This is a genomic window from Halostagnicola bangensis, assembly GCF_054653435.1.
Window position 1 is genome coordinate 120,024 of the sequence record NZ_BAAIGG010000004.1, and the last position, 19,701, is coordinate 139,724.

At 58.7% G+C, this 19,701-nt stretch carries 16 protein-coding genes; 7 read left to right on the forward strand and 9 right to left on the reverse strand.

Annotated elements, in window-relative coordinates; all coding sequences use genetic code 11:
• Nucleotides 1-55 precede the first annotated feature (55 nt).
• A complete protein-coding gene (locus ACYQ14_RS20430) occupies nt 56-883 on the reverse strand; it encodes a UbiA family prenyltransferase (RefSeq protein ID WP_459890943.1) in 828 nt (275 codons plus the stop codon).
• 297 nt (nt 884-1,180) lie between these two features.
• Here ACYQ14_RS20430 and ACYQ14_RS20435 point away from each other — a divergent pair, with 297 nt between their 5' ends.
• From ACYQ14_RS20435 to ACYQ14_RS20445, 3 genes are all read left to right on the forward strand, one after another.
• The gene (locus ACYQ14_RS20435) at nt 1,181-2,392 is read left to right on the forward strand and encodes an ABC transporter substrate-binding protein (protein WP_459890945.1); all 1,212 of its coding nucleotides are present in this window, start codon (nt 1,181-1,183) and stop codon (nt 2,390-2,392) included.
• A gap of 179 nt (nt 2,393-2,571) precedes the next feature.
• Nucleotides 2,572-3,954 (forward strand): CoA-binding protein, encoded by a 1,383-nt coding sequence (locus ACYQ14_RS20440; RefSeq protein WP_459890947.1) that lies wholly within the window; start codon nt 2,572-2,574, stop codon nt 3,952-3,954.
• Nucleotides 3,947-4,657 carry an acetate--CoA ligase family protein gene (locus ACYQ14_RS20445; RefSeq protein ID WP_459890949.1) on the forward strand — a complete coding sequence of 237 codons (711 nt, stop codon included), beginning with the start codon at nt 3,947-3,949 and terminating at the stop codon, nt 4,655-4,657. The genes ACYQ14_RS20440 and ACYQ14_RS20445 overlap by 8 nt, the downstream gene beginning before the upstream one ends.
• A gap of 260 nt (nt 4,658-4,917) precedes the next feature.
• Here ACYQ14_RS20445 and ACYQ14_RS20450 read toward each other — a convergent pair whose 3' ends face one another.
• The 3 genes from ACYQ14_RS20450 to ACYQ14_RS20460 form a co-directional block, all read right to left on the reverse strand.
• Nucleotides 4,918-5,994 (reverse strand): cupin domain-containing protein, encoded by a 1,077-nt coding sequence (locus tag ACYQ14_RS20450; protein WP_283836977.1) that lies wholly within the window; start codon nt 5,992-5,994, stop codon nt 4,918-4,920.
• Between the two features lie 267 nt (nt 5,995-6,261).
• The gene (locus tag ACYQ14_RS20455) at nt 6,262-6,447 is read right to left on the reverse strand and encodes a hypothetical protein (RefSeq protein ID WP_283836975.1); all 186 of its coding nucleotides are present in this window, start codon (nt 6,445-6,447) and stop codon (nt 6,262-6,264) included.
• Between the two features lie 206 nt (nt 6,448-6,653).
• Nucleotides 6,654-7,529 (reverse strand): fumarylacetoacetate hydrolase family protein, encoded by an 876-nt coding sequence (locus ACYQ14_RS20460; protein WP_459890951.1) that lies wholly within the window; start codon nt 7,527-7,529, stop codon nt 6,654-6,656.
• A gap of 731 nt (nt 7,530-8,260) precedes the next feature.
• On the opposite strand from ACYQ14_RS20460, the gene ACYQ14_RS20465 reads away from it, so the two are divergent.
• The 3 genes from ACYQ14_RS20465 to ACYQ14_RS20475 all read left to right on the forward strand — a co-directional run bounded on the left by ACYQ14_RS20465 (nt 8,261) and on the right by ACYQ14_RS20475 (nt 12,016).
• A complete protein-coding gene (locus tag ACYQ14_RS20465; RefSeq protein WP_459890953.1) occupies nt 8,261-9,676 on the forward strand; it encodes a DUF3179 domain-containing (seleno)protein in 1,416 nt (471 codons plus the stop codon).
• A gap of 353 nt (nt 9,677-10,029) precedes the next feature.
• Nucleotides 10,030-11,532 carry an aldehyde dehydrogenase family protein gene (locus ACYQ14_RS20470; protein WP_459890955.1) on the forward strand — a complete coding sequence of 501 codons (1,503 nt, stop codon included), beginning with the start codon at nt 10,030-10,032 and terminating at the stop codon, nt 11,530-11,532.
• A 94-nt stretch (nt 11,533-11,626) separates the two neighbouring features.
• Nucleotides 11,627-12,016 carry a universal stress protein gene (locus tag ACYQ14_RS20475; protein WP_459890957.1) on the forward strand — a complete coding sequence of 130 codons (390 nt, stop codon included), beginning with the start codon at nt 11,627-11,629 and terminating at the stop codon, nt 12,014-12,016.
• A gap of 46 nt (nt 12,017-12,062) precedes the next feature.
• Here the strand turns inward: ACYQ14_RS20475 and ACYQ14_RS20480 are convergent, their stop codons facing one another.
• A complete protein-coding gene (locus tag ACYQ14_RS20480) occupies nt 12,063-13,433 on the reverse strand; it encodes a CoA-binding protein (RefSeq protein ID WP_459890959.1) in 1,371 nt (456 codons plus the stop codon).
• Between the two features lie 218 nt (nt 13,434-13,651).
• Here ACYQ14_RS20480 and ACYQ14_RS20485 point away from each other — a divergent pair, with 218 nt between their 5' ends.
• Nucleotides 13,652-15,292 carry an MBL fold metallo-hydrolase gene (locus tag ACYQ14_RS20485; RefSeq protein WP_459890961.1) on the forward strand — a complete coding sequence of 547 codons (1,641 nt, stop codon included), beginning with the start codon at nt 13,652-13,654 and terminating at the stop codon, nt 15,290-15,292.
• 465 nt (nt 15,293-15,757) lie between these two features.
• Here the strand turns inward: ACYQ14_RS20485 and ACYQ14_RS20490 are convergent, their stop codons facing one another.
• From ACYQ14_RS20490 to ACYQ14_RS20505, 4 genes are all read right to left on the reverse strand, one after another.
• Nucleotides 15,758-16,711, reverse strand: coding sequence for a carbohydrate kinase family protein (locus ACYQ14_RS20490; RefSeq protein ID WP_459890963.1), 954 nt, complete (start codon nt 16,709-16,711; stop codon nt 15,758-15,760).
• A 66-nt stretch (nt 16,712-16,777) separates the two neighbouring features.
• Nucleotides 16,778-17,884 (reverse strand): Gfo/Idh/MocA family protein, encoded by a 1,107-nt coding sequence (locus ACYQ14_RS20495; protein WP_459890965.1) that lies wholly within the window; start codon nt 17,882-17,884, stop codon nt 16,778-16,780.
• 78 nt (nt 17,885-17,962) lie between these two features.
• Nucleotides 17,963-18,610 carry a bifunctional 4-hydroxy-2-oxoglutarate aldolase/2-dehydro-3-deoxy-phosphogluconate aldolase gene (locus ACYQ14_RS20500; protein WP_459890967.1) on the reverse strand — a complete coding sequence of 216 codons (648 nt, stop codon included), beginning with the start codon at nt 18,608-18,610 and terminating at the stop codon, nt 17,963-17,965.
• A gap of 101 nt (nt 18,611-18,711) precedes the next feature.
• Nucleotides 18,712-19,557, reverse strand: a complete 846-nt coding sequence (locus ACYQ14_RS20505) for a DUF8054 domain-containing protein (protein ID WP_459890969.1) — start codon at nt 19,555-19,557, stop codon at nt 18,712-18,714.
• Between the last annotated feature and the right edge of the window lie 144 nt (nt 19,558-19,701).

Consider the following 19,701-nt stretch of genomic DNA (forward strand, 5'->3'; position numbering starts at 1 on the left):
GAGCGCGAATCGCTATCGTCGGGTTGATTCTGCGGATATTCCACGAGTAGTTTCGTTACGGGAACAATCCGATCAGGCTCCCAAACAGCAGGGCCGAAAACGGATACATCGAGAGACCAACGGCGATAACGGGGGAAACGGAGGGAACGTATCGGGCAACGGCCAACGAAAGGGCGGGGAATACACTGGCGAGGGCCGCGAGCGGGCCGAGAACTCCGACGGCCGTTCCCGCGATGATCGCTGCGACACCGGCGAGGACGAGTGCGTCGGCTGAGACTCTGGCGCGTGTTCGGCCGAGGACTACCGGAACGGTTCGTTTCGAAAGTGCCGAATCGGTGTCATAGTCGAGTTGGTCGACCATGATCTTACAGCCGCTAAGAATACCGACGTAACTCGCGGCGACCAACAGGATCGGGGGAGTTACCTCGCCGGTCTGTGCGACGTATCCGCCGATAAACGCCAGCGCGATCCCTACCGGGTAACCCGTGGTCCCGGTGATTGGATTACGGTCGAAGACAGGGGCGTGTGCAATCGCGAGGACCCATAGGGGAGCGGTCACCACAACGGGGCCCACTCCAGCGGACCGCCATAGAACACCGACGAGGAGAAAGAATCCGACGGATAACGCGACAATAGCGACCGCGAGGGAGCGACTCGAGAGGCCAACCTCGGAATCCTCCCCGCGAACGTAGTAGTCGACGTACGCATCCATCAAGTGAGCAACGTAGATGGCGGCTCCGACGGTCAAGCCGTGAACGACGACGATTCTCACAGAAACCTCGATCGCGAGTGCACCACCGAACCCGGCCACTGCAACGGCAGGGACGAGAAAGAACGGTTTTACCTGCTCGAGTAGCCCGTCGACGATCGAATCAGTTCTCATACAGACTCAGGATCACCGATCCTGTTAGCTTTGTCCATCAGTTCGGCGCGGTTCGACTGTTTATACACCATATTAGTTACCATAAATAGACTATATATCAATCGAATGGCCACAGAGACTATACGGAATCGAATTACGCTCGAGATACACCAATAATTATCTGCTTTTGTAATTTTTTCAGTGGAATATCGTTTTTTAGTTGTATTGGCAGGAACGCCTCGAAATCAAAATATTTCTAATTAGCATGATAAATGGGGGAAGATTAAAGAGGGGCAAGTGCACACTATCCGCATACGTATGTCAAACGGTACACAGGGCCGTGCTGGGAGACGCAAATTCCTCAAAGCAACCGCTGGCACGGCGACAGCTGGTGTGCTTGCGGGATGCTCAGCACTCCTCGGTGGGGACGACGATCACATCACAATCGCAGGGTTACAGCCCTACAGTGGCCAGTTCGCACTGTACGGCGAGGCTCACACTGCCGGCGTCGAGTTCGCAATCGACGAGATTAACGACGACGGTGGGCTACTCGACCAGGACCTCGAACACGACGCCGTCGACACGGAATCGAATCCGTCCGAAGCGTCGACGATACTGACGAGTGCCGCAGACGGTGGTGCAGTCGCGGCGGTCGGACCGGTCTCGAGCGACGTCGGCGTCAACGCGGCGAACACCGCAGAGGACCTCGAAATTCCGCTGTTTCTACACGCGGCGGGAGACGTCGAGATTCTCAGTCACGATTCGAACTACACCTTCAGGACGGGACTGCCGCCGTCACCGGCGTTCATCAGGGGCCAGGAAGGACTCGTCGAAGACCGAGGATTCGACACGCTCGGTGCGATTACCGCCGACTACGCGTGGGGTGTCGCTGCGAACGACGCGATACAAGAGACCTTCCCCGATGCAGAAATCGAGGAAGCACCGGCAGGCGCGGACGACTTCTTCGAGTACATCACCAACCTCCCGAACGACATGGACTTGCTGATCGGTTCCGGGCACGCGCCGGGTATTAACGATATGTACCTGGACCTCATGGAGTCCGGAGAGTACGATCCGGAGCTGTTTACCGCGGCAGTGTCGCCACCCGAGTCGAACTACAGAGCGATCGGCGACGACATCGAGAACGGCTTTACGTTCGGCCATCTCCCGGATGTCTACTCCGAGGAGTACCAGGACCTCGCCGAAGAGTTCTACGAGGAGACCGGCGACTACTTCGGTCCCGCTCAGGCTCTCGGTTACGTCGCCGTGCAGTTGATCGCCGAAGCGATCGAAGAAGAAGAGAGCGACGACCCGACGGATGTCGCCGCTGCGATGAGCGAGATCGAGGTCGATACCATCTTCGCCGAACCGATCCAGTACACCGACTGGGGCGAACTCGACCAGTTCTCGCTTATCTGGAGCGGGTTCGAACTCGAGGCCCCGGATTACTACCCGGACGGGGACTTCGACCTGCACGAGGAACACCGAACGGAACCAATGGATGCGGTGGATCCGGACGACTGGACCTAACGGATCCGTAGACGAGATCGGGGTTATCGACAGCGAACCGATTATCGGTACACTGAGCGGTGCATTCACATCGCTTCGACGGTCGATCGGCGGATAGCTTATCTGCACCGACGGACACGACTTGCGACGAAAACGATCGGATGGGAAAACACTATGCTCCGTAATACACAAATCCACTTATGGCCTTAGATAGCTTATTTGACCCCGATGGCGTTGCCGTAGTCGGTGCCTCGGCAACGGAAGGAAAGATCGGGTACGAAGCGATGCAAAACGCGATTGGGTACGATGCGCCGATCTATCCGGTCAACCCGTCCGGATCAGGAACCGTGTTCGGTCGAGAGTTCGTCTCCTCGGTAACGGAGATAGACGGTCCCGTCGACCTCGCACTTTCCTGTGTCCCCGGGCCGGTCGTTCCGGACGTAATCGAAGACTGCGGTCGGGCGGGTATCGGAGCCGCCGTTATTTTTTCCGGCGGCTTCGCCGAAGCTGGCGAAGAGGGCGAACAGTTACAGCGACGACTCGTCGAGGCCGCAGACGACGGAAATGTCCACCTGCTCGGACCGAACACGAGCGGGTTCTTGCGTCCTGCAGAGGATCTACACGCCACCTTCGCAACCGGGACTGAAGACATCCGCTCCGGAAACGTCGCAATTATCGCCCAGAGCGGCGGAATTGCGTTTGCGACCGCGTTCAGAGCGGAAAACGAAGGGCGTGGTGTGTCCGCAATGGTCGGACTTGGAAACAGTGCAAACGTCGGTTTTCAGGAAGCTATCGACTTCTTCGACACCGACGATCAAACCGACTCCATCGTCCTGCACGTCGAAGGGACCGACGACGCTCGAGGCCTCCTCGAAACGTGTCAGTCGGCATCGACACCCGTCGTCGCGTACAACGTCGGCGAACAAGACGTCGGCGACTTCGCCGAATCACACACCGGATCGCTCACCGGAGACCACGAGTTGTACGAAGCGGGCTTCGCACAGTACGGCGTCCCGACGGTACGTTCGGTCGCCGAACTGTACGACGCCGGAACGGCGCTGGCGGACTGTCCGCGCCCGTCGGGACCGAACGTCGGCGTCGTGACCGCACAAGCCGGTCCGGGGATCGCGATCACGGACCGGCTGAAGGGCGAGGGAGCAACCCTCCCCTCACTGAGCGACGAGACGCAGGCCGTCGTCGAGGAAATTCTGCCGGGAATCACCTTCTCGGCCAACCCCGTCGACACGGGTCGTCCGATGCCCGAATTCGGGGACGTCGTCGAAGCCGTCGCTCGCGACGAGAACGTCGATATCGTCCTCGTCTACGAACTGTTCGAGGAGGGACTCGGATTCCCGACGGAGACACTCGAGGGCCTCCCAGAGGCGACCGGAAAACCGATCGTCTTCGCAACGGGCGGTGCACGAGCGGCGCTCGAGCCCGAACTCGAGAAGATGACCGAGTGTGACATTCCGACGTACACGACTCCCGAACGAGGAGCCGACGCCGTCGGGGCGCTCGTCAACTACGCGAGGCGGAATCCACCTGCTGACGCCGTCGAAAGCGAGGTGAACACGGATGACTGATCACATCGAAACGGCGACGTCGGCGGGACGAACCGCGCTAACCGAATCCGAAGCCAAAGAAGTGCTTTCGGCACACGGCATCGATGTCCCCGACGGTGAAACCGTCCGTTCGCCAGAAGCAGCGACCGACGCAGCGCGGCGATTGGGCTATCCGGTCGTCGTAAAAATCGAATCGCCGAGCGTTCAGCACAAAAGCGATTGGGGCGACGGCGCGGGCGTCGTCCTCGGCGTGGCGGACGACGATGCGGTCGCCGACGCCGCCCGCGAAATCTTCGAAACGGCCGACCGTCAGGGGATAGACGCGGCGGTACGCGTCGAATCCGCACTCGAGGTTGACGACGGCATCGAAGTCATCGTCGGCGGAACGCGAGATCCGTCGTTCGGTCCGACCGTGCTTGTCGGTCTCGGCGGCGTCGCGGTCGAAGTCCTCCAGGATACGAGCCACCGGCTCGCACCGGTAACCGAAGAACAAGCCCTCGAGATGACCCACGAACTCGAGGCGTCGGGACTTCTCGACGGCTATCGCGGCGAGCCGGCGGTCGACCGGGAAGCGATCGCCGCCGCGATACAGACGGTCGGTGAGTTCCTGGTCGAGGAGTCCGCAGTGTCGGAGGTCGAGATCAATCCACTCTTGGCGCGGTCCGAGGATGTGCTTGCACTCGATGCGCTGATCGCGTTAGCTCCCGACGACGAGAGCGACTGATAGGGCCGGTTGTCAGTCATTTCCGGCCATTCGCCACCCCGCTCTGGCGACAAACTGGTAAACAGGGACAACCGACCCTATGAGTGAACCGTGCACCTCGTCCGATCGGCCGCGGCTCGGACAACGGTATCGGTTCGGTTCTGGTGAAAGTCGACCGTCGCTATCAGTTTCGGTCGGTCTCGATAGAACACGAAAACAGCGGGGGCGCGCCTCAGCGTAGATGCACAGCGAAGAGACGGAGAAACGGTCACCGGGGATTCTTAGGCCTCTGCTTCGGTGTAGAAATTAAACGCCTCGAACACGGGTCGGTCCGTCATCCCGAGGAGGATTGCTTCGTCGTCCGGCTCGTGATGGTGGGCTTTGCCGGGCGGGACACAGAAAATATCCCACTTGCCCCACTCGAGGGCTTCGTCCTCGACGTGGGTGACGCCCTCGCCTTCGATGACGAAGTAGACCTCGGTCGCGTTGTGGAAGTGAGCGTCCGTCGGCTCGTTGAGTAACTGCGCCCGAAACGACATCGTCGGGAACAACGGCGGTGCCCCCGACGTCGGATTAACGTAGGACATACTGTAGCCGTCGTACGGGTCCGGCTGGTCGTTATCCGCGCGCTGTCGAAGCGTCTGAACCGTATCCTCCCATCGGAACCGATACGGCGGCGTCGGATCCCGGATTCCCTCGAACGGTCCGGGGATAGAGCCGTCTTTCGATTGGTCGTACGAACGCGCTCGACCGTACTGCGAGTCCCAGTACCCTTCCGTTTTGGTGACGGGTTGGCGCTCGAGTTCGTGATTTTCGAAGACGTTTGTGGCGTTCAGCGAATCCAGAACGAGCGGCAGATCGAGCACGTCCAGCCACATGGCCGTCTCGTCGGAGTCGTTGACGTGGTCGTGCCACTCCCACTGTGGCGTCGTGATGAGATCGTTGTTCTCCATCGGGAACTCTTCGCCGGCAACGACAGTCTTCATGTCCTCGTGGCCGTCGATGGTAAACCGCAACGCGTTCGCACCGTGACGGTGCGACGGCGCGGTTTCACCCGGCGAAACGGTCTGAACGCCGACGTAGATCGTGTTCGTGATTGAATTCCCGAGCGAAGCGTTGATCGGTACTGCAACTCGACGCTGGAACCCCGGTGGGAGTTCCTCAATCGGCATATCCTCTTCGACGTGGTCGATAGCATTTTTGATGTCGTCCCACTTCCAGATTTCGGCCTGGAGGTCGTCATAGACATCACCGAAGGTCTCTTCAACCTCCCAGAGCGGTCTGAGGTTCTGCTCCTCTAAGATGCTCCGAGTCTCGGAACTCAACTCTATCGGGTCTTCTGACTCTTGCTGTGCCATATCGTATGGTTACGCAAGTATCACCATAAGTGTTTGGAGCACATCTACACCGGTCCAACGGGCGGATGACTTGTCACACGCCACCGGTCCAACGGGCGGGGTGAGTTCACCGGCGAGAGAGATTCCGTAATAGGGTCGATTATCAGTCATTTCCGGAGCAACCGCGAGTCGTCCTGCGGTTGCTCCGGTAAATCGTTACAACCGACCCTATGAGTGGACCGACTGGACCGACGAACACTTACTCGGCGATCAACGCTGGGAACCGGATCAGCGGTCCTGGTCGTCGATCTGATCGTCGAAGACGCGATCCGAGCGAAAGACTTCTCGACAATCCTCACAGACCATCTGTTGCTGGATCGCATACTCCCAGAGTTTTCCACCACACTCGAGACAGTCGAAATGCGCCTGAACGAACGGATCTTCCTTTGCGTACGGATTCTCGAATTCGGCCATAGACAGCTATTGTAGCGGATCGGTCATAAGAATACTGCCTCGCACACCGAATCGCCGTTCGGACGCGTAGAGAATTTGAACACGTAGAGAAAGACGTTATACGGGGCCCGTTCAGCGTGATCTCCACGGGTAGTTTGGCTGAGGCTCTTCGGGCCTGTTTCGGGTAAAAAACGTTGCCGCGAAAATCGAGGTCTTCGCCGCCGAAGTTACTGTCCGCCTTTCTCGACGTTGACGTCAGCGAATCGGGCATCGCGTTCGGTAACGTCGACGGTCATCGAGCCGACGTCCTCGATTTCGGCGTCGATCGTATCGCCGTCGTTGAGTTCGCTCACGCCTTCCGGCGTCCCGGTCGTGATGACGTCACCGGCCGAAATCGTCGCGCCGAGAGACGCGTATTCGACGACGTCAGCACAGGTATAGACCATGTCGTTGGTGTTGTCGTCCTGTTGCGTTTCGCCGTTGAGCTGAAGTTCCATATCCAGATCCTGGGGGTCGTCGATTTCGTCCGGCGTCGCGACGCACGGGCCGATGATGGTGAACGTGTCGTAGGACTTCCGGTTCGAACGGTCCTGATCCCCGCGGACGGAGATGTCGAGCAGGATCGTGTAGCCGAAGATGTTGTCCCATGCTTCGTCCGCGTCGACATCCTTGACGTCCGAACCCATGATGAACGCCAGCTCGATTTCGTGGTCGACACGGCGATCCGAGAACGGCAGTTCGATGCCGTCGTCCGGTCCGGCGATGCTCGAGGGCGCTTTCAGGAAGTATCCTTTGTCTTCGATCGAGAACCACTCGTCAGTGGTGATATCCTTGTCGCTGATCGCTTCTTCGATGTGGTTTTCGTAGTTCAGTGGAGCGGCGATGACTTTCTTCGGATGCTCGACGGGGGATTCGACGTGAACGTCCTCGACGTCGTGGTCGGCGTCTTCGTCGGCATACTGAGTTGCGTCGTAGTCGCCCTGAATGTATTCGATCAGTGGGTCGTCGCTCTCGAGGCCGAGGCGATCGGTCAGGTCGACGATTCCGGTCTGGTCATCGGTGAGTACTCCGAGTCGGTCGCCGTCGTATCGGACGAAATGCATACCTGATTCATTCGGACATGGCGTTATAAAACATCCCTTTCGAGTACGCGTTACGAAGTGAAGAGCAGGAGGGCCTCATGCAGTAACAGAAAGCGAGCGCTCGGATACGCAAAATCAGACTCTGCGAACGAAACCGAACCGTAGAACCAGCCGAATACGAATCGGGGCGTGATGTCGGTACTGGGAGCGGTAACTCCGGAATCGACGGCAAGGTGTTCACGAAACGCGGGATATCTTCGTTCGACAGCAAGAAACGCAGTTCGTCGTCGATCTCACCATACATTACATTCCTAAGTCTGTAATATATATCGTTGTTAAGCCACAACATGCCACCTGGGCGGATATGGCGGTGATATCCACCTCGTTCTCTGATAGCGAACGCTTGGAAATGCGCGGATGCGATGAATTTGTCAGAAATATCGATCAATAGTTTACCAAATACCGACGAACAAAGGAGAACGGAGTCAATTATAATATCCAGCCCGGGCCGAGGGCGACCAGCAACCTCGAAGTATCTACTCAATGCAAATGAATTACAACTAGTTAAAACAAATATTACAAACGAATGGTTGTAATCGGTACTGACGACCGTATCCGGGTGAAATCATCCCATCCGGGGGAACGGGACAGATGAAAGTGCAGGAAGGCGAGAGTTAGGGCTAATGAGAAAGCAGTGAGGGTGGGAGTCAGTATCTAGATTTATCACGACAGGAAACGCAGAGTGAGACAGAATGGACACGGAAAGATCACACGAACTGAAACGATTGTCCGAGCAATTGCTCGTACGCGACGTGGACGCCCACGCGGAAGCAATCAAAAAGCTGAGCCAACAGGGTGACGAGCGAGTGGTCCCCCATCTGGTGGAGATCGTGATGATCGACTCCATCGCAAATCAGTGGGAGGCGTTTGGCTTCCCTGAAGTGATGCGAGATCGGTCACCACCCAGGTACCTCGAGCTTCCGGAGGCAGAGTGGCCCGGTGTCGTCGACGCCCTGTGTGAACTCGCCGAACCGAACTTCGATTCCGACCACGCGTGGGTCGAGTGGGAAACCTGGTATTCCCAGCAGGACATCGAACCACTCGAGGGATTCGACGAGTGGAAACTCCGGTTGTACCGATCCTATCTGCCCCCGGTCGGCGGGCTCCTCGAGGCGACGCCTCGGACGTTCGATCTACAGGACATCCGCTGGGGAAACTGCGACAGATCGTTTCTGGCCGCCCTTAACGAACCCGACTTCGTCCCCGCGGCGGAAGTCGATGCGGGAACGGACACACGCGACGACCGGCGCTATCTGACGGATGACGACCTCGTATTCGGATTCGAAATCGAGGGAACGGCATACGCCGTCCCGCGCTGGATACTGTTTCCACACGAGCTTTTGAACGCGACTATCGACGGCCACTCAGTCAGTCTAACGTACTGTACGCTCTGTAATGCACCGATCCTCTACGAGCGAACGGTCGGTGACCGAACGCTGACGTTCGGGAGTTCGGGAATGCTACTCGAGGGAAACAAAGTGATGTTCGACGAAGAGACCGAAAGCCTCTGGAGTCAACATCGTGGAGTTCCGATCGCAGGGGAGTATTTGAGTCGGGAGGAACGGCTGGACATCCGTTCAATAACACAGACGAACTGGGGCGAATGGAAGCGGGAAAATCCGGACAGCCGAACTCTCGATATCGAAACCGGATACGATTACGACTACGGCTACTACACCGACGAAATCGGGATCTTCCGTCATTACTGGGAAAACGAAAGCGTGGTTCAACCGGGTGTCGAAGCCGCCGAAAGCGAACTCCCCGAAAAAGAACGCGTCTACGGCGTTACAACCGAACCCGATGGGACGAGAATTTACCCGACCGAGGCAGTCCGCCGGGAAGGGATCATCGTCGACGACGACTCGAGCGATCCACGAGTCGTTCTCGAAGACCCCACCGGAGACGTGGCAGTCTACCGAGCACCCCCACTCCCGGTCGAACGAAACGGGAACGCGCTCGTCGACGACGATCAGCGAGAGTGGACGATCGCTCGAGAGGAACTCGCGTCTCGAGGCGAAACCCTCGACCGGGTTCCGGGCCGACACGGCCTCTGGTTCGCGTTTCGCAGTCAGTACGAAGACCTCACCGTAATTGCGGGCTCGAAATAGCCACACCAGTCGGATCGAATACAATTGTGCGTATTTGTCAACAACAAGTACTGAATATTTTGTTTCAACTCTAATGTAGTTTATAACATAATCGGTTTCAAACGCGTTCCGATCAACCATCGAATTAGCGTTACAACGAGGTTATGACGGCCAATTAACCGGATAATCGGCGATAGAGCAGTCAGAACGAAGGCGGTTACATTCACGATACCGGGATGTCGCGAGGTCCATCGCATCGAGTAACGAAACGCAACGAAGGATGCTACTCGCCGAGCCATAGCCTGCTTGCGATTTGGCGTACGCTCGAGAAGAACTGCCCAAAGGTTGATTACGGACTCGGCCTAAGGTTCGGTATGGCTCAACAGAGTCAGTCACCATATAGTATCGAGGGGGAGTGGGACGAACTGTACATCGGCGGCGAGTGGACCGAATCCGCGAGCGGGGAAACGATCGCAGTGGAGGATCCATCGACGCGTGAGACGATTACGCACGTTCCGCGCGGATCACCGGCGGACGTCGATGACGCGTACCAAGCAGCCGCAGACGCACAGGACGAGTGGGCGGCGTCGCCGCCAGCGCGGCGCGAAGAACTCGTACAGGAACTCCTTGAGACCCTCGAAGAACGAAGCGAGGAGATCATGGGCCTGTTGACCAACGAAGCTGGGGGATCGGCCGTCATGGGTGGGACATCGGTCCACCTCGCCGAGGATCAACTCGCCGAAGCGGCGACGCTTCCGCGCCGGATGAAAGGCGAGCACGCACACTCGAACATTCCGGGGAAAGAAAATATCGTCGAGCGCGAGCCGAAGGGAGTTGTGACGGTGATTTCACCGTGGAACTTCCCGCTGAACCTCTCGATGCGAGCGGTCGCACCGGCGGTTGCCGCGGGGAACACGGTCGTCCTCAAACCATCGACGAACACGCCCGTCGTCGGCGGGCTCCTCTTCGGTCGACTGTTCGATGAGGTTGGCTTCCCCGACGGTGTCCTTAACGTCGTTACCGGTCGCGGGTCCGAAATCGGCGACGAAATCGCAAGCCACCCGGAGAGCGACGTCGTCGCGTTCACCGGCTCGACGCCGGTTGGCCGTCAAGTCGCAGCCTCAGCCGGCGAGAACCTGGCCGTTGCGGCGATGGAACTCGGCGGAAACAACGCACACATCGTGACTTCGGAAGCGGACATCGAGACGGCCGTCGACGCGGCGACGTTCGGTAGCTTCGTCCACCAGGGACAGGTCTGTATCTCGATCAACAGACACCTCGTTCACGAGGATATCTACGACGAGTACGTCGAGCGACTCACCGAACGTGCCGAGTCGCTACCGGTCGGGTCGGCCCACGATCCGGATACGATTGTCGGTCCAATCATCGACGAGTCCCAGCGGGAGGAAATGCTCGAGTACGTCGACGAAACGCTCGAGGCCGGTGCGACGCTCGAAACCGGCGGCGACACCGTCGACATCGACGGCGTCGAGGACAGTCTCGTCGTTGCGCCGACGGTGCTTTCGGACGTGACCAACGACATGTCCGCCGCCTGTTTCGAACACTTCGGACCGATCGCTCCCGTCATCCCGTTCTCTGATGTCGACGAAGCGATCGAAATGGCAAACAGTACGGAGTACGGACTGTCAGGATCGGTTCACGCAGGTGACGTCGGTACCGGAAAGGAAATCGCTGGACGGATGGAGACCGGAATGGTCCACGTCAACGATCAGCCGATTAACGACGAAGCGCACGTTCCGTTCAGCGGAACCGGAGCGTCGGGTGTCGGCGGCTACAACAGCGAGGACTTCCTCGACGAAGTCACCGAGAAAAAGTGGATCTCGCTTCAGCACGAACCGCGCGAGTATCCCTTCTAAGTAGTCGAATCGGAAACGGTTTCTTTTCAGTATGGTATCATGTCAGTGTTCCTTTGGAATGGATTTATTTGTGTAACACGATTAGATGCGGTATATGTACAAGACATTAGTCTGTCTCGATAAATCAGACGAACAGGCGCGCAAGCAGGCCGAAGAAATCACCGCGATGCCGATGGATCCCGACGCCCATCAGATCCAGATACTTCACGTCTTCACCGACAATCCGGACGGTATTGCGGTTCCACAGGTCAGTTCCGTCCGAACGGCGATGGATGTATTCAACGAGCACGGAATAGAACCTGAAATCATCGGCACCAGCGGAGAACCTGAACGCGAGATTAGACGAGTCGCAAACGATAACGATGTTGACTTGATTAGTCTCGGAGGTCGTAAACGATCACCCACGGGAAAGGCGATATTCGGAAGTGTGACACAAGAAGTGATCCTGGAAGCCGATCGACCGGTCGTCTGTCAGCCGCTTTGAGGCCAGGCGGGTTCACGGTCGAACGGAAGGAGTCAGCTGAGCGAACTCAGATCGGGGTTTCTACTGCACGCTTTTCGGGTTCGGATCCGTTCGAACTCGAGTCGACGAGCGCCCTGACAGCATTTGCACCGCGTTCGGGCGACTGAAACGTAGGAACGCCGATCTCTTCCATCGCTTCGCGTTCGTCCGCGAGGGCCTCGTTCGGACCAGCGATCGTAAAGAGCACTGGTTTGTCCACTTCGTCGGTGAGTCTATCGAGTTCTTCGACGGGATAGCCGAGTGAATCCTCGTAAATCTCGTACACGAGGACGATATCGACGTTCTCGTCGCGAGCGACGGCCTCAACGACGGCACCGAATTCGGGCATCGGGCGGCCAGTGTCGACGGGGTTTTCGGTATAGGTGATACCCTGGAGCAGATCGTCGACGGTTTCCTGCGTTTCCTCCGAGAGGTCCGGAAAGTTGATTCCGGCCCCCTTGAGTGCATCGGCAACGATAATACCGGGCCCCGCCTGGGCCGTCACGACGCCGACGTTTTGTCCGTCAGGAACGGGTGTATCGGCCAGTGCGCGACTCGCGTCGATAAGTTCCGTCAGCGAAGAGACCATCGTCACGCCGTGGCCGGCGAGTTCGTCCTCGTAACGAGCAGTATCTTGAGTCGGGGCGGCGGTATGGGATTGCACAAACTCGCCGACAGCCGCGTTGCCGACCTTGAGCGCGACGATGGGCGTCTCCGCCGCTTTGCACGCCTCGAGAAACCCGTCGATATCTTCGGTCCCTTCGATGTGAAGCGCGATCACGTCCGTGTTCGGATCCTCGTCGAGGGCCGGGATGAGTTCCGCGAAACCGGTGTTCGCACGATTACCGAGGCCGAACATCGCAGAGACACCGTAGCCTTCACGCTCGAGTTGGAAGGAAGCCGTCACGCCGACGCCACCGCTCTGTGCGAGGATACCGACGTTGCCGGTCTCTACTTCTTTGATTCGTGGAACGAACGAACCATAGAGATCGAGGTGAGGCAAGATGTATCCCGCCGTATTCGGTCCGAGAAGCGTAATATCGTACTCGTCTGCCGTTTCGGTGATCGTCGCCTCCAACTGTTCGCCCTCCTCATCGACCTCTGCAAACCCGCCCGCGAAGATAACCGCCGCCTCGATGCCGGCCTCACCGCACTCCTCGATAATTTCCGGCAAAACGGGACCCGGAACGCAACACAACGCCAGATCGGCGTCCGTGTCGTGAACCGAGTCCACGAACTCGTAGCCGTAGACGGTGCCGGAACTCGACGGATTGACCGGGTACACCGTTCCGTCGTACGATTCGATATTCGTCATCGCGTCGTTGCCGAGTTTGCCGGGCGTCTTCGATGCGCCAATGACAGCGATTCCGTCAGGGTCAAAGAAATCGGAGAGCGTCATACGAACTAATTATCGAAGTTTGTAATATATATTTGGATACTACATACCAAAATGAGATCCCCAATGTCATAGGATACCAGATACCACTCGAAAGTTATCTGATAGTAATCGCCTATCAAAATTACCATTGTTTAAATACAGAGAGAGGAGAGGATTAGCAAAAGACTATGCGAGTATCCTATCAACACGCCAATGTCAGGGACGGTAACGAATCATCATTGGTCCGATTCACTGCGGACGACGGGACTCGAGCATGCGTCCTTATCGATTCCGGAGCCGGGGTCGATGTCGACTCGCTACTCGGCGAAGACGAGTATCTGAATGCCATCCTCCTCACTCACGCCCATATCGATCATTATCGGACCCTCGCAAAGAACACCATACACAGCGCACCGATCTATACCGCTCCGAGCACGGCGACGGTTCTCGAACACGCGCTTCCGGAAGCGCAAAAGGATAACGACCTGGGGAACGTTCGCGACGCACTCGAGGCGGTCGAACCGATAACGGCGTGGACGTCGATTCTCAACGCGCTGGAGGTCCGCCCGGTGCCGGCCGGACACACACCCGGTGGCGCGGGATTCGTGCTCCGATTTCGTGATGAGAGCGACCCGGCCCAACAACTGGACAACGAACATCACATCCTCGCGACAGGAGACTTCACGACGCAACCCTGTGCTGGCTACGCTGGACTGCCAACTGAGTATCCGTTCGAAATCGACGCCGTACTGCTAAACGTCGCAACCAGCGATTCGCCGACGACAGTTTGCAACGAATCGATTCGGACGATCCTCGAGCGAGCGTCGGCCGGGTCGCGGGTAGTCGTGGCCTGTAGTTCACTCACTGGCGTTCGATACGCGGCGCTTTTGGGAACCACCATCGAAACCCTCGGACGACGTATACCGGTTTCTATCGTCGGTCAAGCGGCGAAATTGTACCAGTCACTCGAGATAGACGCACCCGGGGTCGACGCGTACGACGTGTTCGAATCGCCAACGGAGGTACTTGATCACGGAGGAATAACTATCGCGGGACCGAATACGCCCACGAGGGGAAGTACGAGACGACTCTTTCGAGCGATTAAAACGGATCCGGACGGCGTTTTCGTTCAGCTCTCGACGACCGACCAGAGGGGAATATCTAACGAGCAGTGTACGACGTATAGCTACGAGTGCGGCAATCACCCGGATACCGCCACGATCGACGATGTCGTGAAACGACTCGCTCCCAAAGAAGTCGTCCTCAAACACGCCTCAGGGTACAAATTAAAGGAGTTACAACGCCGATTCGACCGATGCTTTACGTGGGGAACCGACGATTCCGAGCAGTATCGACTCTACGACAACGGGGAGTGGCAAGCACCCGGGTGGATTAGCGAGAAAGCCGAAAAACAGATACGACGGAACCAGTGGCACGCAAACCGAGAACTCCCTATCCGTACCGATAGTGAACTAATCGCCGTTCGTCGAGGGGAGATCGATCTCGAAGCGGAAGGTGTGGATATCGACAGACTCGAGGAAGTGTTTTCCCGAAATTCGCCACAAACACACCACGCGGCCGTCGCGGACGAGAAAACCGCGTGTCATTCCACGGAACGACTCGAGAAGGAGGAAAACTCGCAGGAAGCCGAACAGGCGAGCCAAGAGACGACGACAGACACTACCGAGTCCGCTCACTCCGTTCGGGAAGAAATCAGAGACCGACTCGTCGAAATAGAGGCGACGCTCGACCGGACCGAACGAACGGTCCCTGCGCGCGTCCTCGACGGCGGCAACGAAACGCAGTTTCTCCAACTGCTCGAAACGACCGACATCGAACCCGGAAATGTCGTCGAAGTAGATATTCTTTTCCGCAAGTAATTTAGCAGACCGAAGTGTCGATCGTGTCATGTTATCTACTATCGGAATTTGGCCGATGGATCATTTCCTATCGAGAGGAAGGAAGTGCCATATTGTACCTCACAGACAAAAATAACCTAATGGTTTCGAAAAGGGGGAGACGAATAGAACAATGCGACCGGAACAGATGGCGCTGTTTTCATACCGGCCGTGGCCCAAAATCGTTTGAGTGAAGTGAAACGTGGGCACGATAGATCCATTGCAATCAACCTATTCGGAGGATTTCGATCAAGCTATTCGGAGGCATCCGGAAGAGTAAGAACAAGAAGTCCCAGCACAAAATTCGAGAGTAACGGGCCTCATCCATCAGCAGTATATAGTTCAATAGTATTGTAGAAAAAAGTCAACATTCAGAATCCGCTAGTACGGGGAAATCACACGAGATAGAGAGTTCCAGCCGTTTGTCGATCGCTCGAGTCTCCCGAGTCAATTCCTCCCGACGATCGAGTCGACGGCCTCGAGATCCGGAAGCGCCGTCATCGCGCCCGTCGCCGTCGTCGTCGTCGCCGCCACCGCGTTGGCGAACTCGAGCGTTTCCTCGAGCCCGCGTCCGCCGTTCAATCCGACGATCGCGCCGGCGACGAACGCGTCTCCGGCACCCGTCGTATCGACCACGTCGATCTCGTATCCGGGATGGATCGCCGTTCCTGACCAGGGTGCCTCGGGGGCTGTAACGGCGACGGCTCCATTGCTTCCGCGAGTGAGCAAAACCGTGTGCGGGCCGGCTTCGAGCGCGTTGTGAGCGACGCGATCGCCAGACGACCCGTCGAATCCGAGTAACTCGAGTTCCTCTCGGGTCGCTTTCAGCACGTCGACGTCGGTAAGTACGTCGCGGGTAACTCGTCTGAACGTTTCCTCGTCCGGCCAGAGCTCCCGTCTCGCGTTCGGATCGAACGAGACCGTACAACCGTGGTCGGACGCCCGGTCGACCAAGTCACACATCGCGTCTCGAGAGGATCCGCTCGAGAGCGCGACGCCGCCGACGTGAACCCACTCGGCCGACGCGAGGGTCCGGTCGTCGACGGTGCCGGACTCGAATCGGGTATCCGCCGTGTTCTCGCGGTAAAACGAGAACGATCGATCACCGGTGTCGTCGTGCGTGACGAACGCGAGCGTCGTCTTCGCCTCCGGGTCTCGTTCGATGGAGTCCGCGGGGAGTCCGAGTTCCTCAAGCGTCGTCGCGAGATATCGACCGAACGGATCGTCTCCCACTCGCGTCCAGAACAGGGGCGTCGACTCGAGTCGAGTGAGCGCGACAGCGACGTTCGCGGGCGCACCGCCCGGTCTGCGATCGAATCCCTCGACGCTCGTAAGGGGGCCGGGTCGTTTTGGGAGAAAGTCGATCAACGTCTCACCGGCAACGACCACCTCGTGTGACATAGGCTCAGTTCACAGGGCGGTGAGTAATGCGTTACGGAGATGGACGAAAGGAATACCCAACCAGTTCTACTCGATATCGACCCACTCGCCGCGTTCGTCGCTGTCCTGGATAGCAGAGAGCACGCGCTGTACCGAGAGCCCGGTTTCGAAGCTCGGTTCGAACGGCTCACCGGCTTCGACTGCCGAGAGGAACTCGTAGTTCTCGTGGACGAAGGTGTGTTCCCAGCCGAGGACGTGACCCGGCGGCCACCAGTGGTCGAGATACGGATCGTCCTCGTCGGTCACCAGAATCGTCTCGTAGCCGCGGTTGTGCTCTAAACACACCTCGAGTTCGTTCAGGCGCTCGAGTGAGAAGCGGAGACTCCCCTTCGAACCCTCGATCTCGATCGTGTGATCGTTCTTGTGTCCCGTCGCGTACCGGGACGCCTCGAGCGTGCCCATGGCTCCGTCGTCGAACTCGACCTGCGCGGAGTAGGCGTCGTCGACGGTGACCGGGCGCGTTTCGTCGCTCCCCTCCACCGGTCGCTCGTCGACGAACGTGCGGAGATGTCCGCTCAGGCGAGTGATGTCGCCGACGAGAAACTGCAGGAGATCGACCGTGTGCGCGCCCAGATCGCCGAGCGCACCGGAGCCGGCCATCTCCTCGTCGTTTCGCCACGACCACGGTGCATCGGAATCGACCAACCAATCCTGCAGGTAACGCCCGCGAACGTGACGGATCTCTCCGAGTTCGCCGGCCTCGAGGAGTCCCTTCGCGTACTGGATTGCCGGCACGAACCGATAGTTAAAGGCACAGCCGGCGGGGACATCGTCACCGGCCTCCCGCGACGCCTCGGCCATCCGTTCTGCGCTCTCGAGGGTCGGTGCGAGGGGTTTCTCACAGAACACGGCCGTTCCGGCCTCGAGAGCCGCGATCGACGGTTCGGCGTGGACGTGGTTCGGGCCGAGGTTGTAGAAGACGTCGACCTCGTCGACGACCTCCTCCCAGTCGGTCGAAATCGAATCGAAGCCGAACTGGTCTGCGGCCGCCGAAAGCTCGGATTCGTTCCGACCGACGAGCACGCTCCGTTCGATATCCGGCGCGTCCGGGAAGAACATCGGTAATCGCTCGAAAGCGTTCGAATGCGCTTTGCCCATGAACCGGTAACCGAGGACGCCAACATCGAGTGTCATACAGCGTTATTAACAAGAGACGTAATTAATATTTTCCCATGTGACGGAGGGACGGTTCAAAGAGGCGACCGCGTTCGCTCAGCGCGCCGCGTCGACAGCCTCGACGAACTCCGCTGCCGTCTGCTGGACCTGGTCCATATCTCCCGCTTCGATCGCGTCGTAGTCGACGATGGCGCTTCCGGCACCGACTGCGAGCGCGCCTGCGTCGAAGAAGTCTGCGACGTTGTCGGTGGAGACGCCGCCGGTTGGAACGATCGGCAGATCACCAAGCGGCCCCTGAAGCGCGCTGATGTGGCCCGGGCCGACCGTCGTCGCCGGGAACATCTTCAAGATATCCGCCCCCGCCTCGACCGCGGTGACGGCTTCCGTCGGGGTCATGACGCCCGGAACCGAGACGACGCCGTGACGGTTGCAGGTCGTGATAACGTCGATGTTGACGTCCGGCGCGAGGACGAACTTCGCGCCCGCGTCTATCACGGATTGTGCGGTCGGGGCGTCCAGGACGGTTCCTGCGCCGATGACCGCGTCCGTATCCGACAGTTCTTCGTCGACCGCGGCGATCTTCTCGCGCACGCGGTCGCCGTCGGCCGTGACCTCGATTCCGTTGACGCCGGCGTCGTGAATCGCTCGAGCGACCGGAACGATCTGTTCGTCGTCGATACCGCGAAGAACGGCGATGACGCCGCTTTCGACCAGGCGATCCGTGACGGATGCGTGATTTGCCATACGGGGTGGTTGGCTTGCCGCTGTTTAAAATCTAACTAGACAGTTCTCGACGAACGAGACGGGCAGAACGTTCGAGCTGGTCACGGCGCTTGGGCTGTTCGCTATTCGTACGCAAAGAGTGTCGCCTCACACTCCTCGCAGACGAGCTTTTCCGCAGGCGATGATCCGATCGGTGTCACCTCTCCACAACAGGTGCGCTGTGTAACGATCAACTCGCCGTCACAGCGCGGACACTCCCGAAGGAACGGACGCAGAGGTCGACCCGCGGCGAGGCGAACCGTCGTGTCGTCGAGACGGGACTCGAGTGCGCATGCCGCGCCGAGTTCCGCGAGCGCGACTGGTTCGTGGAATGAAACGATTCCGCCGGGGCCGTCGAGAACGACGTGCGGCCGACCCCAGGTCCGCTCGGAGCGCGTTTCGACCGACTGTGAGGTGAGGTCGTCCGCGACCACTGCGAGCTCCGCGAGTGAGCGGCCGCGGAGACGCTCGATCTCCCCGCGCCATTCGCGTCGAAACGAGTCCTCGAGAACGAATTCCTCGCCGTCGGGAACGACGACACCGGACTCGAGCAACGCCGCGATGATATCCTCACCGCTCGGGGGAGTCGACTTCGAAGCGTCACCGACTCCGGCCGTCCCGATCGATTCCGACTGGTTCACACCGCGGCTATCGGCCAGCGAGCCCTCCCGATCGTGACCGAACGGTTCTCCCGGAAGCCCGGCGACGAGTCGAGGCGCGAACCGGGGCGTATAGGGGACGAGATACCCTCTGAAGACGATCGTCGCGGTTCCGGTAAGGGCGAGAACGGCACCCGCGGCGAGACGGCGACGGAGCGTGAGTATCCCGATAACGAGGGCGAGAATAGCGGCGTTGACGATAGTACACGGCCAACACCGATTCTTACCCACATGCTCCGGACGACGAATGCGCTCGAACGGATCGGTCATCGATCGTCCGTTCTCGTGCCACTCGCTTGAATGTAGCGCCCTCGAGAGGAGGTGATTCGACGAAGAGGTCGCGTTGGACGGCGGAAAGCGCCAGTCATTCCCCTCGAGGGAACCGACGACACCCGTCCGCGGTACCCCAAGCCC

Excerpts from the sequence above, each read along its gene's own strand:
- ACYQ14_RS20475 (WP_459890957.1), top strand. The coding sequence starts at position 11,627 with ATGTACAAGACATTAGTCTGTCTCGATAAATCAGACGAACAGGCGCGC.
- ACYQ14_RS20440 (WP_459890947.1), top strand. The coding sequence starts at position 2,572 with ATGGCCTTAGATAGCTTATTTGACCCCGATGGCGTTGCCGTAGTCGGT.
- ACYQ14_RS20470 (WP_459890955.1), top strand. The coding sequence starts at position 10,030 with ATGGCTCAACAGAGTCAGTCACCATATAGTATCGAGGGGGAGTGGGAC.
- ACYQ14_RS20445 (WP_459890949.1), top strand. The coding sequence starts at position 3,947 with ATGACTGATCACATCGAAACGGCGACGTCGGCGGGACGAACCGCGCTA.
- ACYQ14_RS20450 (WP_283836977.1), bottom strand. The coding sequence starts at position 5,994 with ATGGCACAGCAAGAGTCAGAAGACCCGATAGAGTTGAGTTCCGAGACT.
- ACYQ14_RS20505 (WP_459890969.1), bottom strand. The coding sequence starts at position 19,557 with ATGACCGATCCGTTCGAGCGCATTCGTCGTCCGGAGCATGTGGGTAAG.
- ACYQ14_RS20430 (WP_459890943.1), bottom strand. The coding sequence starts at position 883 with ATGAGAACTGATTCGATCGTCGACGGGCTACTCGAGCAGGTAAAACCG.
- ACYQ14_RS20495 (WP_459890965.1), bottom strand. The coding sequence starts at position 17,884 with ATGACACTCGATGTTGGCGTCCTCGGTTACCGGTTCATGGGCAAAGCG.
- ACYQ14_RS20455 (WP_283836975.1), bottom strand. The coding sequence starts at position 6,447 with ATGGCCGAATTCGAGAATCCGTACGCAAAGGAAGATCCGTTCGTTCAG.
- ACYQ14_RS20460 (WP_459890951.1), bottom strand. The coding sequence starts at position 7,529 with ATGCATTTCGTCCGATACGACGGCGACCGACTCGGAGTACTCACCGAT.
- ACYQ14_RS20490 (WP_459890963.1), bottom strand. The coding sequence starts at position 16,711 with ATGTCACACGAGGTGGTCGTTGCCGGTGAGACGTTGATCGACTTTCTC.
- ACYQ14_RS20480 (WP_459890959.1), bottom strand. The coding sequence starts at position 13,433 with ATGACGCTCTCCGATTTCTTTGACCCTGACGGAATCGCTGTCATTGGC.
- ACYQ14_RS20500 (WP_459890967.1), bottom strand. The coding sequence starts at position 18,610 with ATGGCAAATCACGCATCCGTCACGGATCGCCTGGTCGAAAGCGGCGTC.
- ACYQ14_RS20435 (WP_459890945.1), top strand. The coding sequence starts at position 1,181 with ATGTCAAACGGTACACAGGGCCGTGCTGGGAGACGCAAATTCCTCAAA.
- ACYQ14_RS20465 (WP_459890953.1), top strand. The coding sequence starts at position 8,261 with ATGGACACGGAAAGATCACACGAACTGAAACGATTGTCCGAGCAATTG.